The organism is Paenibacillus ginsengarvi, from assembly GCF_003626695.1.
Taxonomy (GTDB): domain Bacteria; phylum Bacillota; class Bacilli; order Paenibacillales; family NBRC-103111; genus Paenibacillus_AB; species Paenibacillus_AB ginsengarvi.
Genome location: NZ_RBAH01000014.1, coordinates 1 through 16,729 on the forward strand (window position 1 = coordinate 1; position 16,729 = coordinate 16,729).

The 16,729-nt window shown below is 41.3% G+C and carries 20 protein-coding genes and 2 pseudogenes; 3 read left to right on the forward strand and 19 right to left on the reverse strand.

Annotation, left to right across the window (positions count from 1 at the left end):
* Window positions 1-233: 233 nt before the first annotated feature.
* The gene (locus D7M11_RS18915) at window positions 234-659 is read left to right on the forward strand and encodes a DUF6326 family protein (RefSeq protein WP_120748816.1); all 426 of its coding nucleotides are present in this window, start codon (window positions 234-236) and stop codon (window positions 657-659) included.
* A gap of 385 nt (window positions 660-1,044) precedes the next feature.
* On the opposite strand, the gene D7M11_RS36480 is transcribed toward D7M11_RS18915, so the two are convergent.
* The 16 genes and pseudogenes from D7M11_RS36480 to D7M11_RS18990 form a co-directional block, all read right to left on the reverse strand.
* Window positions 1,045-1,200: a hypothetical protein gene (locus D7M11_RS36480; RefSeq protein ID WP_158606714.1), complete on the reverse strand. Its 156-nt coding sequence runs from the start codon at window positions 1,198-1,200 to the stop codon at window positions 1,045-1,047.
* A 118-nt stretch (window positions 1,201-1,318) separates the two neighbouring features.
* The gene (locus D7M11_RS18920; protein ID WP_120748817.1) at window positions 1,319-1,789 is read right to left on the reverse strand and encodes a VOC family protein; all 471 of its coding nucleotides are present in this window, start codon (window positions 1,787-1,789) and stop codon (window positions 1,319-1,321) included.
* 237 nt (window positions 1,790-2,026) lie between these two features.
* A complete protein-coding gene (locus D7M11_RS18925) occupies window positions 2,027-2,428 on the reverse strand; it encodes a VOC family protein (protein WP_120748818.1) in 402 nt (133 codons plus the stop codon).
* 145 nt (window positions 2,429-2,573) lie between these two features.
* Window positions 2,574-3,005, reverse strand: coding sequence for a VOC family protein (locus D7M11_RS18930; protein WP_158606715.1), 432 nt, complete (start codon window positions 3,003-3,005; stop codon window positions 2,574-2,576).
* Between the two features lie 155 nt (window positions 3,006-3,160).
* Complete coding sequence (locus tag D7M11_RS18935; protein WP_193556231.1) at window positions 3,161-3,556, reverse strand: VOC family protein; 396 nt, start codon at window positions 3,554-3,556, stop codon at window positions 3,161-3,163.
* A 161-nt stretch (window positions 3,557-3,717) separates the two neighbouring features.
* Window positions 3,718-4,089: pseudogene (locus D7M11_RS18940) on the reverse strand (GyrI-like domain-containing protein); the annotation flags it as partial.
* 177 nt (window positions 4,090-4,266) lie between these two features.
* Complete coding sequence (locus D7M11_RS18945; protein WP_120748822.1) at window positions 4,267-5,682, reverse strand: VOC family protein; 1,416 nt, start codon at window positions 5,680-5,682, stop codon at window positions 4,267-4,269.
* A gap of 533 nt (window positions 5,683-6,215) precedes the next feature.
* Window positions 6,216-6,677 (reverse strand): VOC family protein, encoded by a 462-nt coding sequence (locus tag D7M11_RS18950; RefSeq protein WP_120748823.1) that lies wholly within the window; start codon window positions 6,675-6,677, stop codon window positions 6,216-6,218.
* 174 nt (window positions 6,678-6,851) lie between these two features.
* Complete coding sequence (locus D7M11_RS18955; protein ID WP_120748824.1) at window positions 6,852-7,280, reverse strand: VOC family protein; 429 nt, start codon at window positions 7,278-7,280, stop codon at window positions 6,852-6,854.
* A gap of 42 nt (window positions 7,281-7,322) precedes the next feature.
* Window positions 7,323-7,736, reverse strand: coding sequence for a VOC family protein (locus D7M11_RS18960; RefSeq protein ID WP_120748825.1), 414 nt, complete (start codon window positions 7,734-7,736; stop codon window positions 7,323-7,325).
* Between the two features lie 486 nt (window positions 7,737-8,222).
* Window positions 8,223-9,251 (reverse strand): serine hydrolase domain-containing protein, encoded by a 1,029-nt coding sequence (locus D7M11_RS18965; RefSeq protein WP_120748826.1) that lies wholly within the window; start codon window positions 9,249-9,251, stop codon window positions 8,223-8,225.
* Window positions 9,252-9,412: 161 nt separating this feature from the next.
* Entirely contained in the window at window positions 9,413-10,105 is a 693-nt protein-coding gene (locus D7M11_RS18970; protein ID WP_120748827.1) for a class I SAM-dependent methyltransferase, read from the reverse strand.
* A 208-nt stretch (window positions 10,106-10,313) separates the two neighbouring features.
* Window positions 10,314-11,270, reverse strand: a complete 957-nt coding sequence (locus tag D7M11_RS18975; RefSeq protein ID WP_120748828.1) for a phosphotransferase — start codon at window positions 11,268-11,270, stop codon at window positions 10,314-10,316.
* Between the two features lie 234 nt (window positions 11,271-11,504).
* On the reverse strand, window positions 11,505-11,987 hold the full coding sequence (locus D7M11_RS18980) for a GNAT family N-acetyltransferase (protein WP_120748829.1): 483 nt from the start codon (window positions 11,985-11,987) through the stop codon (window positions 11,505-11,507).
* A 189-nt stretch (window positions 11,988-12,176) separates the two neighbouring features.
* Window positions 12,177-12,797 (reverse strand): ABC transporter permease, encoded by a 621-nt coding sequence (locus D7M11_RS18985; protein ID WP_120748830.1) that lies wholly within the window; start codon window positions 12,795-12,797, stop codon window positions 12,177-12,179.
* Window positions 12,794-13,027 (reverse strand): hypothetical protein, encoded by a 234-nt coding sequence (locus D7M11_RS18990; RefSeq protein ID WP_120748831.1) that lies wholly within the window; start codon window positions 13,025-13,027, stop codon window positions 12,794-12,796. Before D7M11_RS18990 ends, D7M11_RS18985 begins: the two co-directional genes overlap by 4 nt.
* A 107-nt stretch (window positions 13,028-13,134) precedes the next feature.
* Between D7M11_RS18990 and D7M11_RS18995 the strand changes: the two are divergent.
* Window positions 13,135-13,478 (forward strand): annotated as a pseudogene (locus tag D7M11_RS18995) (ATP-binding protein); the annotation flags it as partial.
* 269 nt (window positions 13,479-13,747) lie between these two features.
* Here the strand turns inward: D7M11_RS18995 and D7M11_RS19000 are convergent.
* From D7M11_RS19000 to D7M11_RS19010, 3 genes are all read right to left on the reverse strand, one after another.
* The gene (locus tag D7M11_RS19000) at window positions 13,748-14,338 is read right to left on the reverse strand and encodes a GNAT family N-acetyltransferase (RefSeq protein WP_120748832.1); all 591 of its coding nucleotides are present in this window, start codon (window positions 14,336-14,338) and stop codon (window positions 13,748-13,750) included.
* 171 nt (window positions 14,339-14,509) lie between these two features.
* On the reverse strand, window positions 14,510-15,154 hold the full coding sequence (locus D7M11_RS19005; RefSeq protein ID WP_120748833.1) for an adenylate kinase: 645 nt from the start codon (window positions 15,152-15,154) through the stop codon (window positions 14,510-14,512).
* Between the two features lie 223 nt (window positions 15,155-15,377).
* Complete coding sequence (locus tag D7M11_RS19010; RefSeq protein WP_120748834.1) at window positions 15,378-15,812, reverse strand: VOC family protein; 435 nt, start codon at window positions 15,810-15,812, stop codon at window positions 15,378-15,380.
* Between the two features lie 54 nt (window positions 15,813-15,866).
* On the opposite strand from D7M11_RS19010, the gene D7M11_RS19015 reads away from it, so the two are divergent.
* Window positions 15,867-16,703, forward strand: coding sequence for a helix-turn-helix domain-containing protein (locus D7M11_RS19015; RefSeq protein ID WP_240041201.1), 837 nt, complete (start codon window positions 15,867-15,869; stop codon window positions 16,701-16,703).
* The last annotated feature ends 26 nt before the right edge of the window (window positions 16,704-16,729 follow it).

Below are 16,729 nucleotides of genomic sequence, written 5' to 3' on the forward strand. Positions count from 1 at the left end.
GCTAAGATGGGAGTAGCTCATGTTGGGTTCTCCTGTGAAAAATGGTGTTGTGGTGACTTCCATTTTACACGAATCCATTCATGGGCTTCTTTGTTTTTAGTTGTCGCACTTCATATTACAATCCGTCAAATAAATTCTTCGTAGGATATGCGAAAATATCGAATTATTATGGTTATCGTAAAATGACGTGGAATATAGGGATTACAACTTTTAATTTATGAAAGGAGATTAATATGAATACACAAAATAAAGCACAAAATGCACTGGAAGACATCAAAGTCAGTTCGAAACTGAAGATTGCTACGCTGTGGGCGAGTTTTATGTTTCTCTATATTTATGTTGATTATTTCCACTTATATATGCCGGGCAAAATAGAAGATATTCTGGCAGGAAAAGTATTTACATTTGACATTTCATATGTCTTTCTATTGATAGCACTGATTTTTGTAACAATTCCAGCTCTTATGATTTTCCTTTCTGTTGCCCTGCCGGCTAAAGTAAATCGCTGGGCAAATATCATTATTGCCGCGGTGTATATTCCCTATATGTTGTTTAATTTGGCAGGAGAGGCTTGGGCGCACATGGTGTTTGGCGCTGTTGTAGAAGTCGCTCTTCTTTGTCTAATTATCAGGTATGCATGGAAATGGCCTTCTTCATAATAAAAAGGAAAAATGCTACGCCCCTGAAATTACTTTGACCTATATTCTACTTCATTTTACGATAACCCGAAAATTGCTGAATATTTCGTTGCAGTAGAGCACACATCACGGAATTCGAGAGCACCTTTCTCGGAGATATACGGCTGTGTCAGATACACCCTAGTCAAGTAATCTCTTGGGATGCCTGGGATTGTGGCAGGGGAGGGGCTTGGATCTCCCTTTCTCTTGCTCTATTCTCGAACATGTGGAAGGTGTGCATCAAACGTTAGGTGTTGGTGTGTAAGCAAGTGCTCGTGAACAGATAATGAACGAGTTCCAGTCGCCACTGATGGCATCCGAGAACTTGAACGCATCAGCCATAGTTCTTAATCGTGCTCAGCAATCATTACGAGCCTTTTCCATAAGCTGTTGTGAAATCCGCCATCTGGTAAGTGCGAAGTACGCCATCAATGGTTAATTTTGCCTCGCCCCAGTCAAATTCGCATACATCACCTTGTTCATACGACGCTTTAATCTTGATTTGTATATCGTTATTTTCCAAACGGCTGTCACCGATGTATACACAAAAGGAAACCAGGTAATTGTCGTTGGTACTCCCGAACGAAAGAGGAGCTGTCCTTACGGCAGCTCCACGCTATCGTTCGCCGTTAGTTAATCGATTACGGTTGCCATAGTTCAAACCGATTCCCGTCTGGATCACAAAAACTAAAGTTTGGTCCGCAGGGTCTGTTTTCTGGGATGTCTGATACGATATTCACACCGTTTTTCTTGAAACGATCGTACATTTCTTGAATACGGGGAGTAATGAAACAAGCTACGGCTTGTCGATAACCATCGCCATATGTAAAACCGTAACTCCCGGCTGCTTCTGTTGCAGTACCCAGAAATAAAGCCGGTACCGTACTCCTAAGACCCGCTTCTATTTCGAAATTTCCATTATGATCGGGAAATCTCAAGATAGCTATTTCCATCTCAGGTTCATGTTTGTTGTGATGTGTGTTTTGAACCCCTAAATTTTTTTGATACCATTTAACAGACTCGTAAACATTACTCACCGGAATATAAATACACGTGATGCCTGTTATGTCCTCCAGTCTTTCCTCCACTTTGATTTCTTCATTCTTTTGCATTTTCTCATTTCTCCCTTCTCATTTCACATTAATCTCTAGAAGAATTTCACTTACAATTATTTTGATGCCACATGATGTCGCAAACCTGACTTACTGAAAAAAAATTTATTAATAATTTCGTTTCCACAACCACATTATCCTGCCCGTTACTTCAATGAAGAAGGGAGCAGTTGCCGCGGCGTCTGCTCCCTGTCTAATTCCACTATCGTACCCGATACTTAAGTAAAAAATAAACGGTTATTTGTTTTTATCCTGAACAAATCCATGCATTCTAATCATATTCCCATCAGGATCCCATAGAAAAAACTCATGATAAATCCAGGCAGGGTTTCGAACTTCAGCATCTAATCTTACTCCCTTTTCCATAAGTATTCTGTGGGTATAATATATGTCATCACATTGTAAGTCCAACATCTCATTATTTGAGGAACCTATTTTTTGATCATTCATTTGGGATACACTCAAAGCTAATGTGGTTTTTTCATTAATAGGGAAAAAGTATGCATGGCCAATATTGTCACTACTTTTTATTCCGAACGTATCGGAATACCAATGAACCGCTTTAGGTAAATCTTCCACAAACTGCCACAAAACTACTCGACCATTTAATAATTGATTGGATAAAATTTGTTCACTCATATTGATCCCTTTCCTCCTCAATTATCGTTCATTAAGATAGTTTTTTTTCGAGAATATATGCATAAGTCACAATAATAAGTATGCCGAAGCTATCGTCTCCGTTAGCGTAGCAATTTTTGTTCGTTGAAAGGAGTCTTCCGCAAAATTAACCTTTATTTACGTAACCACCCCATGCTTGGAATCGATTTCCGTCTAAATCATTAAATAAAAATGTTTTACCACAAGAAGAATTTTGCCCCAACATATCCCCAACTTTGACACCTGCTTCTATGAGGTCACTAAACAGTTTATCAATATCCTGAACTAACATTGTAATTGAATAATGTGGATTTTCTTGATAGTTATTACCAGCAAACCAACAACTATCTTGTTCATCGTCAGGTATAAAAAGTGTAATTATCTGCTGTGGGGTAAGTTGCAAGTCAGCCACTCCTGAGATTGGCGCTATTAATTTGCATCCAAGATTTTTTTCATACCATTCTACTGACTTTTGCAAATCTGTTACAGGTATCCCAATGCTCATTTCCTTCACCACAAAATTACTTGAAATAGTTACAGCATTAGTAAGTTCACTCATTTCATAAACCTCCATAACACGGAATAACTACCTATTATGCCAGTTCGCTTTAGTTTCTCAATAATCCTGCCCAATCGCTTAATGGAGTTGCCCACATCGTACCGCAGCAACTCCATGGTGAAAGTGTATTCAGCTCTTGTGCCCTTTAGCGTAATCTATAAACTTGCCTGCCAAATAGTAATACGATTTCCATCGGGGTCATATAACTCAAAGTGCCAACCACATTCGCCTTCCTCAATAATCTCCTCTGTACGAACTCCCTGTTCGTTTAAATACTTGTGATACCCGTTAATGTCATCTGTAAAATAAGCAGTTCTAGGAAGTGCTCTACCGTCTACCATGTTTTGAACCACGGGCGAGTCCGTCCTAAGCAATTGAAGGTCAGGTTGCAATATGGCATGTGTGTCAAACACGAGGTCGGGTTTAAAACCAAGCACCTCTTCATACCACGCGGCGGAACGTCTAACGTCTGTTACCGGAATGTACGTAAAACAAATGCGAGCTATTTTACTAACGACTTTTTCGCGGAATACCTCGCCTAATTTGTTCATGGAGATTACGTCAACAGTCACATCAAACAACTCCTTTTTTAATTTTTCACGGGTCCTTCTTAATCGACTTTCAATGGCCTTCAGTCCGCTTCCGGAATAAACCGGCTCTCGCTAACGTTACATTCAGGTATAAGGTACCGGCTTCATAACCAGCGAATGTATCATTTTTTCGTAATTGGAATATAGACCGAGATCGTTTTATTTCCGTCCTCGCGATCCGCAAAGCGATTATCATAAAGCTCAAAGTCAGCGGCTTCCGCCCATTTGTAACCCGATGAGGCAAACCACTTATCCGAATACTCCCATACTTCACCAATACGATGACCTGTGTAGACAAAGAGAGCATACTCCTGCATCGGAATCGTTCTTCCGACCATTCCATCCGGGATATGATCCAGATTTTGTACGGAATACCCTATAATATAGTTGAAGCTTTCTCTCAGATTTGGGCTATATTCACTCAAACCAAATGCAAAATACGGATCAACCCTATTCATGATTTCATTCTTTCTCCGTCCGAATTCGCGCCATAAACCTCCTCTATCTCCGTTACTTCAATCGCGCATGCCACTAATCGGAATATTCAGAAATATTTCAATAAACCGATAATACTTATAATCATGTCTCACCTACACGACACCACTATAATGGGCATTTTTAATCATTTTCTACGTTTTCCCGCCCATTACTTCAATAAAAAAAGAACAGTCTTATTCTATTAGTTCTATTGCATGCTCTGGATATTCTTGATTAAACTGTTCCATTGCTAATTTGAGCTCCCTAACTGCATCTGGATCAATTTTCCGTAAATACCAAAGTACAGATGCATCATCATTAATAATTTTTACTTGTCGAAACATTTCATGGCGTCCTTCTAATGCTTTTGTAAAAAACGTATCGATATCAAAAACAAAAAAAGGAATCATCAGTACAATTCGGTCTTTCCAATTCGGGCTATCCTTAAATCTGGGTCTCCCGTAAATTTTTATGACTCCCTCAGCGCGTTCGGTATGGGGAATAAATATTTCTCTATTATCAGCTACGTGCTCCATTGCTGTGGGCTCTATAGCGTCGATCGGACTCCAATCACGCTTTATGAATTCAAATGGATGCTGAGGATGTTCCAAACTAAATTGATGCAGAGTTTCTAAAAGAGATTCCAACCCTTCAGGATCAAGTTTTTGTAATACATTATATCCCGGAATCACGATGCGCCGATGGTACAAATCGCTTTTTGTCACTCTTGCCAAAAACGTATCAATATCTTCTCCTGCTATTTTATATTGTTGTTTCCAATTATAAGCACCACTATCAAGCTTGAAATCCTTACCTATCATCGTCTGCGTTTCCCATATATCCAGCATATTGCCGTCGGGATCATATAGCTGGAACTGTCGCCCACATCCGCCTCTGTCACTTATACCCTCAACCTTCTGTCCTTGCTCCAGCATTTGTTTGTGCATCTCACCAAGATCATCCACCGCAACATTGATGATTGAATATAAAGTAGATGGCCTGTCACCCATTACTACATTTTTATGAAAGTTTGTCGTCTGCCCTGGAATCAGAGATCGGTAGAAGCAAATTTCTTCTCCATTCCTCGTCATCGGCCATCCTGAAGCATTCAATACCAAACCGAGCAGCTCCGAATACCATTTGCGTGTTGCCTCCGGATCGCTAGCCGGGAAAAACAGTGCGGATGCTCTGATTAATGCCGGAACTCCATCACGTAAAGCTTGAGTCTTCGTTTCGGGTTGTTGCCGCACCTGAAACTTGTTCCCTTGTGGATCAGTAAAAACAAACGTGATACCCTCATGATCCGAATGCATCGGCTCCAATGGAACTCCTGCATTGGACAAACGTTCATACAACGCTTCAATACAATCCGTTTCAAATCGAACTGCAAACATTTCATAAGGTTTACCCGGAATGTATTCATCCGTCATGAAATTACAGGTAGCCCCTTCTTCATTTGCCTTTTCCCAAAAAACTCCATACTCTCGTGTCCCAGGTGAATTGAAATGCTCTTTATACCAGTTTGCCAATGCTGGCGGATCATAAGCCGGAAGATAAAGACAGATAAATTTATTAAATGCAGATGTAGTGGTTTGTAACATTTTACTCATACAAATCCTCCTCCTCGTCTAATAATTGTTTAATCGTTTTCCTGAAATCGCTTTCTAGATTGGATACTGATTATTTCATCAACTTCCTTTAAATTATCAACTACTCATATGTAGCTTCCGAAAGTCCTTTAGAGAACTTTTCAATGGTTATATAACTACCATTATGGTGAATATATCCATATTACCTCCACCAAACATCTGTTCGATTGTAATGTGTTCACTAAACAATCATTTCTCTTCTTCCTTTCAAAATATATTTCCAATAACTGGATGGGTACACCTATGAGTCGCTACTTCTTCTCATCCCTCCAATAACAATACTATATCCGTCTGGATCCTTAATTCCCGCATCTAAAAAAATCCCATCCATCTTCTGACCATACATATGGTTCCATTCCAATCGTACCGCCTTTTCCTCGCACCTCTTCAATGATTAGAGTTACATCTTCCCATGTGCCGTTATGTATTAATTGAGCTCTTGGATCCTTTAGTTTAATAAATAGAACAACAAAAAATGTTGCATAGACCAATATCTAAGGTTGCCAAATTTCCCACATGTTCCCGTCAGGGTCGATGAAAGTTACATTTGGACCGCAGGTTACCCGTTCGCCTATAATGTTCACTCCATTTTCCTTAAAACGTTCGAAAAGTTCTTTAATATGTGGGGTAACAAAACAAGCAACGGCTTGGCGTTTCCCCCCGTCCTCTGTCCGGTTAAAGCCTAATCGACCGCCTTCTTCCTCCGATTTGAGAAGGAATATCGCGGGAATTGGTCCTGTAGCTGGGTGTGAAGGGTTTCCGTTCTCATCAAGAAACCTCAAAATTGCCATCCTCATCCCAGGCTCAACAGAATGTATTTTTGTAGGTTGGCATCCTAGATTTTTCTGATACCATTTGACGGATTCATAGACATCATTGACTGGAACGTATATACAAGTAATTCCTGTAATGTCCCGCAACCTTTGCTCCACTTTGGTTTCTTCATTCGTTTGCATATCCCATCACCTCTTTAGAAATATTTTCCACAATTTACCTTCTATTTCCGAAATCATTTTCCTGCAACTAAAATAAATGTCTCCGTTAAACTGCTTGTCAGCGGAGTGAGGCCGCCAATCGATTCATCGACAGCCTCGTCATGTTGTATTATTGAGCTCTAGTACCCGTTTAATTTAGTAATTGTTGCTGCGTACTCTTGAATTCGTATTCCTAATCCTCAAACCGTTTGTACCAGTCTTGACAGACTGTAATTTCCGACCGTCCGGATCGTATACATCAAAGTACCGTCCACATCCCGGGTTATCGTATCTTTCACCCACAAGGACATTTTCTTCTTTTAATTTTTTATAAAATTGCTCGATGTCTTTCGTGCCGACTTCAAACCAATGCATCGATAATTCATTCGATTTATCTTTAATATCTTCGATTTGGTGCAGCCAAATTTTAGTACTCTTGTTTATGCGTACTTCTCTCGACCCCGTTTTCTCAAAACCCAAACGATCAACATAAAATTCAAAGGACTTTTCTAGATTGCTGACTGCAAAATTGATAACATGCATTCCTACTGCTCGCGCATTATTTGTTGACGTAGAGTCTAGCATAGATCCCCCGTCCTTCCTGGCACTTCATCGTAATAAACTAACTTAAAACTCCATAATCGATAATACATTTCCGTCCGGATCAGCTACTTTAAAATACTTTGCACAAGGTAAGTTATCAAACCTTTCGAATACATGAACTCCTTCCTTTAGGAGCTGTTCATAAAATTCATCTATATTTTCCGTCCGCAATTCAAAAATGGAACCCATTGATCCGTTACTGTGAGTGTAGTGAATCTTAACTCGGTCAGACGACTCATGAAGAAACACGGTTTGCACTCCGATTTTGATTTGTGAATTTGCACTTCCATCCATAAACCTTTGCGGTTCTCTAACAACTCTGCAACCAAGATGCTTAACATACCAGTCTGTAGAAACAAATACATCGCTCACTGTCAAGTTAAAGCACGCAAATTCGATTACGCGTTTGATTACGTTTTGTTCAAACTCTGTTCGCATAATTAACCTTTCTCCTCCCAGTCGCTTTTTGGATGCTGATTAATTCATCAACTTCCTTCAAATGTCTGCTACTCATATGTCTAACTTCCGAAAATCCTCTAGGGAACTTTCCAATGGTTATATAACACCGTTATGGTAAATGTATCCAAAAGAAATTTTACCAAACATATGTTCGAATGTAAAGTGTACTTTCATTAAACATAACTGCCAGTTAGTTGCGCAAAGACAGCCGGTCATTTCGACTCCCCCTACTTCAGACAATGTGTATTGCCGAATCCCATGCGAATGATGCGATAGTGCAAAAAGAAACCCGCAGGCTTACAGGCCGCGGGCAAATTTATATGAAAAAAGGGGGTCAACTACATCTTAACCGCGGAATGTTAGCGGAATATAAACCGACTGTTACATTTCGATTACACTCCAAATTAAGAGGCCATCGAAGTAATCGAGGTCTTTCTGGTGAAACTATCGTCTCCGTTAGCGCAATCAACGATGGACTATAGAGTATTCGTTTAGAGCCTGCTCAACAAGATTACCAAACCTTTGAATATCAGCAATGTAATCGAAACCATTCTTTCCACCGAATGTCCAGAGACTATTCGTCATTCGAACAACTACCGCTTTATGATTAGGGATAACTGTGCAGGAGCATCCTGATGCTCCAAAGATTTGATATGTTCCTTCAGGAAGATCAGGTCCTATTTCAGAATTTGAAACATTTTTGTCCTGAATCCACCAAAAATATCCTAGCCTTGGTAAATGGACAGGTAGTGTGTTGGGAGTCATTATGGAAGACACACTTTGAAATATTTCCTTAGGCAGAATCTGTTTACCTTTGATGGCTCCCTTATTCAAATGTAGATTTCCCCATAAAGCAAGTTCCCTAGCGGTTATGTATAGATTGCGGTCACTGCCTTCGTTTGATTCAAGCCTTAAGGTGGGATAGCTGTTTGGATCGTTTATATCACATACTAGGGTTTCTTTACCTTCCGTCCTCCACTCTGTTCGGGTTAATCCTAATGGTTTCAACACACGTTCATTAATGATTTCAGCAACTGTTTTTCCTGTTGCATTTTTAATAATTGTGGCGAGTATTTCAGGTTTTTTCCCTTCAAAAGAAGTACCTTCTTCAAACTTCCGTACTACGCCGCCATTACCTTGAAATTGTAACCCTGTTGTTCTTGTAACCAGATGCCTTAAAGTCGTGTTACCTAGAATGTCATTGTTATAAATAGATAGATATTTACTAATTGGATCATCTAGGTTTTGAATTGCACCATCGTTAATAGCGATTGCAGCGGCAAGCCCAACATAGGTAACCCGCGTTGAATAAACGTTAAACTGTGAAGATGCATCTACCTTTCTGGCTCCGCTATGGAAGTGGTGGTTTCCTGAGTACCATTCATGAATGATTTCATTGTCTTTTATAACGCATACTGCCGCTGCTGATGCAGCAATACGATTTTTTATTTGTTCAGTATATTGGTCTAGACTGTTAAAGATATCCACAGGCATCACCCCAATACAGAATATTTGTTCGTATTTTATGATACACCTTTGGTAATTTCTGAAAAGAGTTTTGACTAGTCTGCCCGTTAGTCGAGAATCGGCAGCTGATCGTTCAGACCGGCTGCCGTCATGTATTCATTGAGCTCTTGTGTCCGTTAGTTTAATCGTCAGTTGTCTAACCAAAGCAGCTTTCTAGAGAAATTCTTATGTCTTTGGTGGGATTTTTGAACAAATCCTGTCGGTGGATACCCCCAACTTGACAAGACATCTTGCATTTCAGAACTTTCAATTTCCTCGGTATAGGGTCCTATCATAAATCTACCGCCCTGTTCAACATAGTTCTCTATTAAATGTATAAAGAAAGCCTTTTGCTTGTCTCTTGGCACATAATTCAGTTCTTTGACACAAACGAAGTCAAACTTTCTCTCTGGAGTCCAATGAAAGGCGTTGCCTGTAAATAAACGTTGCTTCCAATGAGGTAATCTGTTTTTTGCAAGTTGTATAAGTTCCTCAGAAATATCAAGACCATAAAACTCTAGACGATAATACCCCAGACTTTGAATCCATTTATCCAATGATTCCAACAAATATCCATTGGCACAGCCAACATCAAGAAAGGTTCCGTTATTATTGATTGCTTCGAGAAGCATAATATGAGAATGGAAGTAGTGATATTCATCTCCAGAATGCCCCGACTGCGCTCTAGGGCTATCGCTGGTTAAATAACTTGTAGTAAAAAACTGTTTATGTATTTCATACCATTGGTCCTCAGTAATTTTCCCTTCGTCTAAAGCTCTCTGTTGCTCCTCTACAAATTGGTAAGCCCGATTCATAATTTTTTTTATTTCCTTGTTAGTCATGACCTTCCACCCCCTTTATTTATCCATATAATACCATACGGAGGAGACGAAAATTGGGGTTGATTAGGTATAATTATATTGTCTGATAATTAAATGATAACTGAGAGCCCCTCATTATTGAACATTACTGCCCTTTACTTCAATGAAGAAGAGAGCAGTTGCCGCGGCGATCTGCTCCCTGTCTAATTTACTAATTCGATAGAACACTTTAAACCAAATAATTGGATTCCCATTCCCTTAAAAATTGTATTGTACGATTGAAATAGTTATCATTTATCCAATCTAATCCCCAAACATCTCCATTACTCATGTGTAAACCCATCCACCACAGTTGTCGTATTAAAACAAACAAAGGGATAACATCCAAATCGATTGCTTTTAAATACTTGATTTCCTTATATCCTTTAAGAAATGCTTCCCATATTTTATCCTCTTCACTATTTGGCTTCCCACTTCTTTTTGTATCCCATCTATATACTGCGATATCATAGCCTCTCCATCCAACTCCACAGCAATCAAAATCAAAGAAAGTCATTTTCTTTTGGTATACATGAACATTTTCATTACCTAAGTCACCATGACAAATACCCCAATCTAAATGATCTAGAGGGAGTTTTAATACTTGTTCTTTAAGTTTCTCTCCAAGACACTCCAAATATGTCCAATCAGACGGACGTTGCTTTAAGAATGGCTTAATGGTTGTGAGAGGTCTATCTATCAAATGCTCTAAATCTAAATAAAATCGATCATAATTACTTTGAAAGTCTTCAGTCAACTTATGAAATTCTGCCACCTTTCTTCCAAATAAATAACTATTCTCCTCATTTACTAAAAAAGGCTTTCCAGGCACAAAGGTAAATAATACAGCAACTCTGTTTATCCCATTTACTTTGACTTCATTTATTAAGGTCCCATCTTTTTTAGGAATTGGTGTGGATAAAGCAAAACCTTTTCTTTTAAGGTGCATTAAAAGTTCCAATTCGAAATTAATTTCAGTAACATTCCTCCACTTTGGTCGATACACCCTTAAAATAAATTGACTACCATTACTAAAAGATACTAAAAAAGTATCATTTAATCCTTGATTAATTAATTGGAATTCATTATCATCCTGAAAGTCATATTCAGACATAATTATTGAAATATCATTTTTATCTAATACCATTATAGATTCCTCCAAAACTTATCTGACCTGATTGAATTGCCTTTTCAACCTCCCGCTCACATCATTACAATTTTACTTTACATACACAATTCAGTACATGAAAGGTAAAGGTTTTCCTAATAGAAGATCTACCGCCACAGTAGTAACTTTTACGTTTCCCCATTAGCGATATCTGCACGTTAGCGCAACGACGGCAGCCGAAAATTTTTGGCCGGCTGCCGTTGTGTAACAATGTTAGTCGTTTATCGCAGGCATAGATTCGACTGAGTAATGCATAACCACTTCTCCATTGTGAATCTTATCTGTTTTGTAGAAGCCTACAGATTCATAAAGCCTTTGAGCTGCTATGTTATCCGGTTTGATTGTAAGCGAAATCAACTTACAGTCTGGTTTCTGGGAAACGATTAATTTGATTATTTCTTTCATTCCAGACTTCCCATATCCGTTTCTTTGATACCTTCTATCAATCATGAACCGCTGAATAAAATAGATACCCGTATCCCCTAACGGGATTTGGTCCCAGAGCAAGAAGCCTACCATTTGATCATCGTTATAGATAGCGAGCGGAATAAAAGAATAGGTATCGGTTTTTAAATAAGCAGCCTGTGCAAGAGAAAAAACGTTAGAGGCCACATATTGTTCTTGTCCTTGATCCAGTTTAAGATTTACACACTCTTCCCAGTTCTCGTGATTAATTCCTACAAGAATAATTGACATTTATTCACACCCTTTGTTTTCTTAATCATATATAGTATTAGGGCAGCATACAGGGATTTATTGGCTATAGTTGATCTATACTGCCCGTTACTTCAGTGAAAATCAAAAAGGAGCTGTCTTTGGGACAGCCCCTGCACTATCGTCTCCATTAGCGAAATCGATTCAAACATAACTGTTCGGTTGAGCCGCTCAGCGGTTCACGATTTGATTGTACGAGTGTACGGTGAGCGCATAATAACCGCAGTAAATCACGATATAAACGAGCATCGCGCTGACGATCGGCACAGTGAGATTTACCTCGGAGACGCTTCCGTACAATGTCGTGACGGCCTTCAGGATGGCGCCGCAGTGCAATAGGCCGATGGCAAGCGGAAGGACGAACACGAAGCCCGTTTGCTTGGCGATTGAGAGACTAATCTCTTTCTTTTTAACCCCGATTTTGCGCAAAATGACGTACCGTTCTTTATCCGAATGCGCCTCCGTCAACTGCTTGAAATAGATGATACTCCCGGTAGCAGCCAAAAAGACGAGCCCGAGGAAGCCGAGAGTGAACAAATTGATGCCTGCCTTCTCCAACCCTTCTCTATATTGCGTGTAATAAGTAGGCACCCGGCGCAGCTCCTCGTCCAGCGCATACAATCGTTCGGTAGACTGCTTCATCGACGCTTCGCGGTCGACTTTATAGGCTTTGAACACGATCGGGGCTGTCTCGCGGGCTATTTCTCCGAACGCCTTGTCGCTGATCACGACCATAAAATCGGGAAAGCTCCAATTCAGCACCCGCTCCTCCGTCATACCGGTAAAGATCAAGCCTCTCGAGCCGCCCGGAAGCTCGAGGGCGAGCCGTTCCCTACATAATCCTCGTTCGTGAAATTCGTATACAACGGTTTGATTCCGAACACTTCCTCTCCGGCCAGCCGCACGTTTCCTTCGCGTCCCAGCTCCGTTACGACCCGGTTATAGGTACTGACCGAAACGAGCTTGATCGGATGATCGTCCCTGCTCGCATATCTCGGGGGAAGAATGTCCGGGCGGGTCATCTCGCCTTTCGCGCGGATGACGGGTATATCCGCCGATAACCGGATCGGATGCTCCGTATCCTGCTCCAGAATGGATCGGACCGCGGAATCGTACGCTTCTCCCTTGGAGATGGCTTGCCTACATTCTCGATCAGCTTGTAGCCAATTCGCTCAAATATACCGATGCCGGGGGGACGTGACGTTTGCCTTGGAAGAAGACGATAGAGGAAAAAGACTGGTCATACGCGATTCGGGAATCGGCATCGCCGCGGAAGATTTGTCCCGGGTGTTCGATAAAGGCTTTACTGGTCAAAACGGCCGAACGCACGCCAAGTCGACCGGCATGGGACTTTATTTGGCCAAACAGCTGGCGCTTAAGCTTGGACACGATCTATCCGTTCGCTCCCGAGAGTGTGAGTTCACCGAGGTTTCCATCCATTTTCCAAAGCTGCACGATTATTATGTACTATGAATGATACGCGGGTACAGATTTCTCCACATGCAGGTATATTGGGGCTCTTCCCGCGACCGATCAGAAGATGCGTGCTTCTGGTCACACAGTATAGCAAAGGCTGCCATTTGTGCCGGCAGCCTATTCTGGTTGTTTATTGAGCCCTCGTATCCGGTTAGTTCAATTATCTTATAGCTCGTTGGTGAAATTTACCTAGTGCAGAAACGACTACTTTATTTATTCTTGTACGTAGAGTGAGAAAACTAAATCAACCCGAGAGAGCTTAATAATCAAGATTCTTGACTCAAATAGTCCAGCAATTTAGCTTTTACGCGTTCCCACTCTTTATCAAGAATACTATATACATTTGAGTCTCGAATGTACCCTTCACGAACCATCATCTCTTGCCTCAACGTTCCTTCGAACTGTGCACCAATTCTCTCGATTGCGCGGTTGGATCTTTCATTTCTTGTATCTGTACGGAACTGCACTCGAACCAGATTCATTTCTTCAAACCCATATTCCAATAGTAAATACTTGCACTCCGTGTTCACCCTGGTTCTCCAAACTTTAGGATTCAACCAAGTCCCGCCTATTTCAAGTTTTCTGTTTTGCAGCGAGATATCCAAATAACTGGTGCTGCCCACAATCTCACTCGTGCTCTTGTCAAAAATCACGAACGGGTATCTAAGTCCCTGCTCTTTTAACCTCATCCACTGATTGATTGTGGCTTCCATGTCTTCTATCTTGCTGATGCTTGATGGACTGTACGTCCATATATCGTGATGATTACTTGCCTTGAGTAAACCCTCGATATGTCCATCTGACACCGGGATCAACCTCACTCGATTGCCTTCGAGTGTAATGTCTCCTTTTATCAACAGCCGTCCCACCTGTTCATTCTTGGAATTCTGGTCCAAACAATTAAACCATTAATTGGAACCCGCCTGTCCGTTAACAATGAAAAAAAGAGCAACTGCCGCTGCAATCTGCTCCTTTTTCCGTTCAGCTATGGCACCCGATAGCGCAACGAAGGCAATAATACTTCAGTATCACCCACCCAAAATGGTAAGGATATCTTTATTTACCTCTGCAATATCCCTAGAACCATTAATAATTTTTAAAATCCCTCGTTCGCTGTAATAGTGAACAAGATTGTTCGTGAGTTCCGAATTCACTCTAAGGCGTTCTTTAACCGTTACTTCTCGATCGTCTTCTCGCTGTACAAGAATACCGCTGCATAAATCACAACGATCCATTACTTTAGGTGGATGACTCGATAGATGAAACGTCTCCCCGCAACCAGAACAAACCCTTCTCCCGGTCAATCGTTCCAAAAGTATACGACTATCTACTTGGATATAGAGGACATGATCCACTTTTTTCCCTCCAGAGGCTAGGTACTTTTCCAGAGCTTCCGCTTGTTCTAAGTTCCGTGGGAATCCGTCGAGTAAAAATCCTTTACCGCAATCGGGTTCATTTAGTCTCTGCTGTGCAATTCCAATTGTCACATCATCAGGAACTAATTCTCCCTTACTCATGTACTCATTTGCAAGTTCTCCGAGTGCTGTTTTTGCCTTATAAGCTTTTCTTAATAAGTCCCCTGTGGAAATATGCGGAATGCTCTGATTTTCTACGATGACTTTAGCCTGAGTTCCTTTCCCAGCTCCCGGCAAACCAAGTATTATAATGTTCATGGTAGCCTCCATATATAAAAGTAAATAAGGAAATTATAGAATACCTATTCATTTTATTCCATTATTTTTGTTCAGATTTAACTCATAGCAATCTCTAGAGGCAAACCATCTATAACAATATACTTTTTCCAGCTGTATACCTTACAATAAGAGTAAGAATACCGAATTGTTTCAAAAAAAAGAACTGACATCGTTCGCGCAACGACGCCAGTTTCAATCCAAGTTACGATTTCTGAATGGAATTCCAAATTTCTATATAATGCGGGCTATGGATCAAGCCAATGATGTTTCCAAAAGGATCTACGACCGATGCCGTAATCCAGTCGACACCACGCTCCGTTAGAGGCTCATACAGTGTAGCGCCCAGTTCCTCTAACTTGTTCAGCATACCGGCAACGTCATCCACATGCCAGTACAACGTCGCTCCTCCCGTTCCAGTCATGGTAGCTGCCTTGGGTGCATACTTCTTATCGATGATGCCAAGCTCATCCTGTAGATCGCCGATCCGATATTCGATATAAGCAGGGTTCTCGGGGCTCGGACTTTGAAAGTACGGCTCCATGCCCAATAGCTTCGAGTACCATGTTTTCGCAGCGCCCAGATCTTCCGCCCAGAAACTCACATTGGCCATGCCTCGTAAAGTAGGTGTGTTTGTCATCGTATTCAAGCTCCTTTGATGTTTATTGGGATTTACTTTTTCTAATAATAGGGGTTGATTGCCATTCCTGTATTACAGAAATCCGCAGACATTTATCGAACAGGCGGGAAACTGGACCCTGCCGGCTTCGAGCAGCATATTACTTTTGAAACCTATGTGCCGCCAGTCAGCCTATCTCCATTCATTAACCATTTTTGGACCATTCGTTGGGCGATCACAACGGGGCAGCCCTACATCTCGGAGCAGGTTATGCACCGCCCCTATGTCGATGTATATGTATCTGCGCACGAATCAGGTATCCAGTGCACCTTCCGGGATAAACGGAATTACGAGGCTGCGGATAGCGGCAGAATCATCGGCGCTCGGTTTAAGCCGGGCGCGTTCCACACTTATTGGCGCAAATCACTGGCAGGCTTACACAACAAGACGATTGAATTACAGCAAGTGTTTGCCGAGGCGGATCAAGCTTTTATTGAACATACGCTGTCCTTACAGGACGACGCTGCCGTCGGCGCCCTTGCCGAGCTTCTGCAAGCGCAAAATCCGAAATATGATCCTAACATCGAGCTCATAAATCGAATCATTACTGCGATCGAGACAGAACGATTGCAGACCGTCGGTGAGATCGCCGAGTGGGCTGGCAAAAGCGAGCGTTGGCTCCAACAGCTTTTCCAGACGTATATCGGTATAGGGACAAAATGGCTGCTCCAAAGGATTAAATTGCTCGAGGCAGCGAAACTTATCCGTGATTGCGATACTCCCGATTGGGCGGATATCGCCTACGATCTTGGCTATAGCAGTCAACAGCATTTCATTACGGACTTCAAACGCGTGCTTGGCGAAACACCCGTACACTACAAGAAAAAACTAAGCTCCCAAGCATCCGAATAACTCATAATGTCCTGCCATCGGCAACA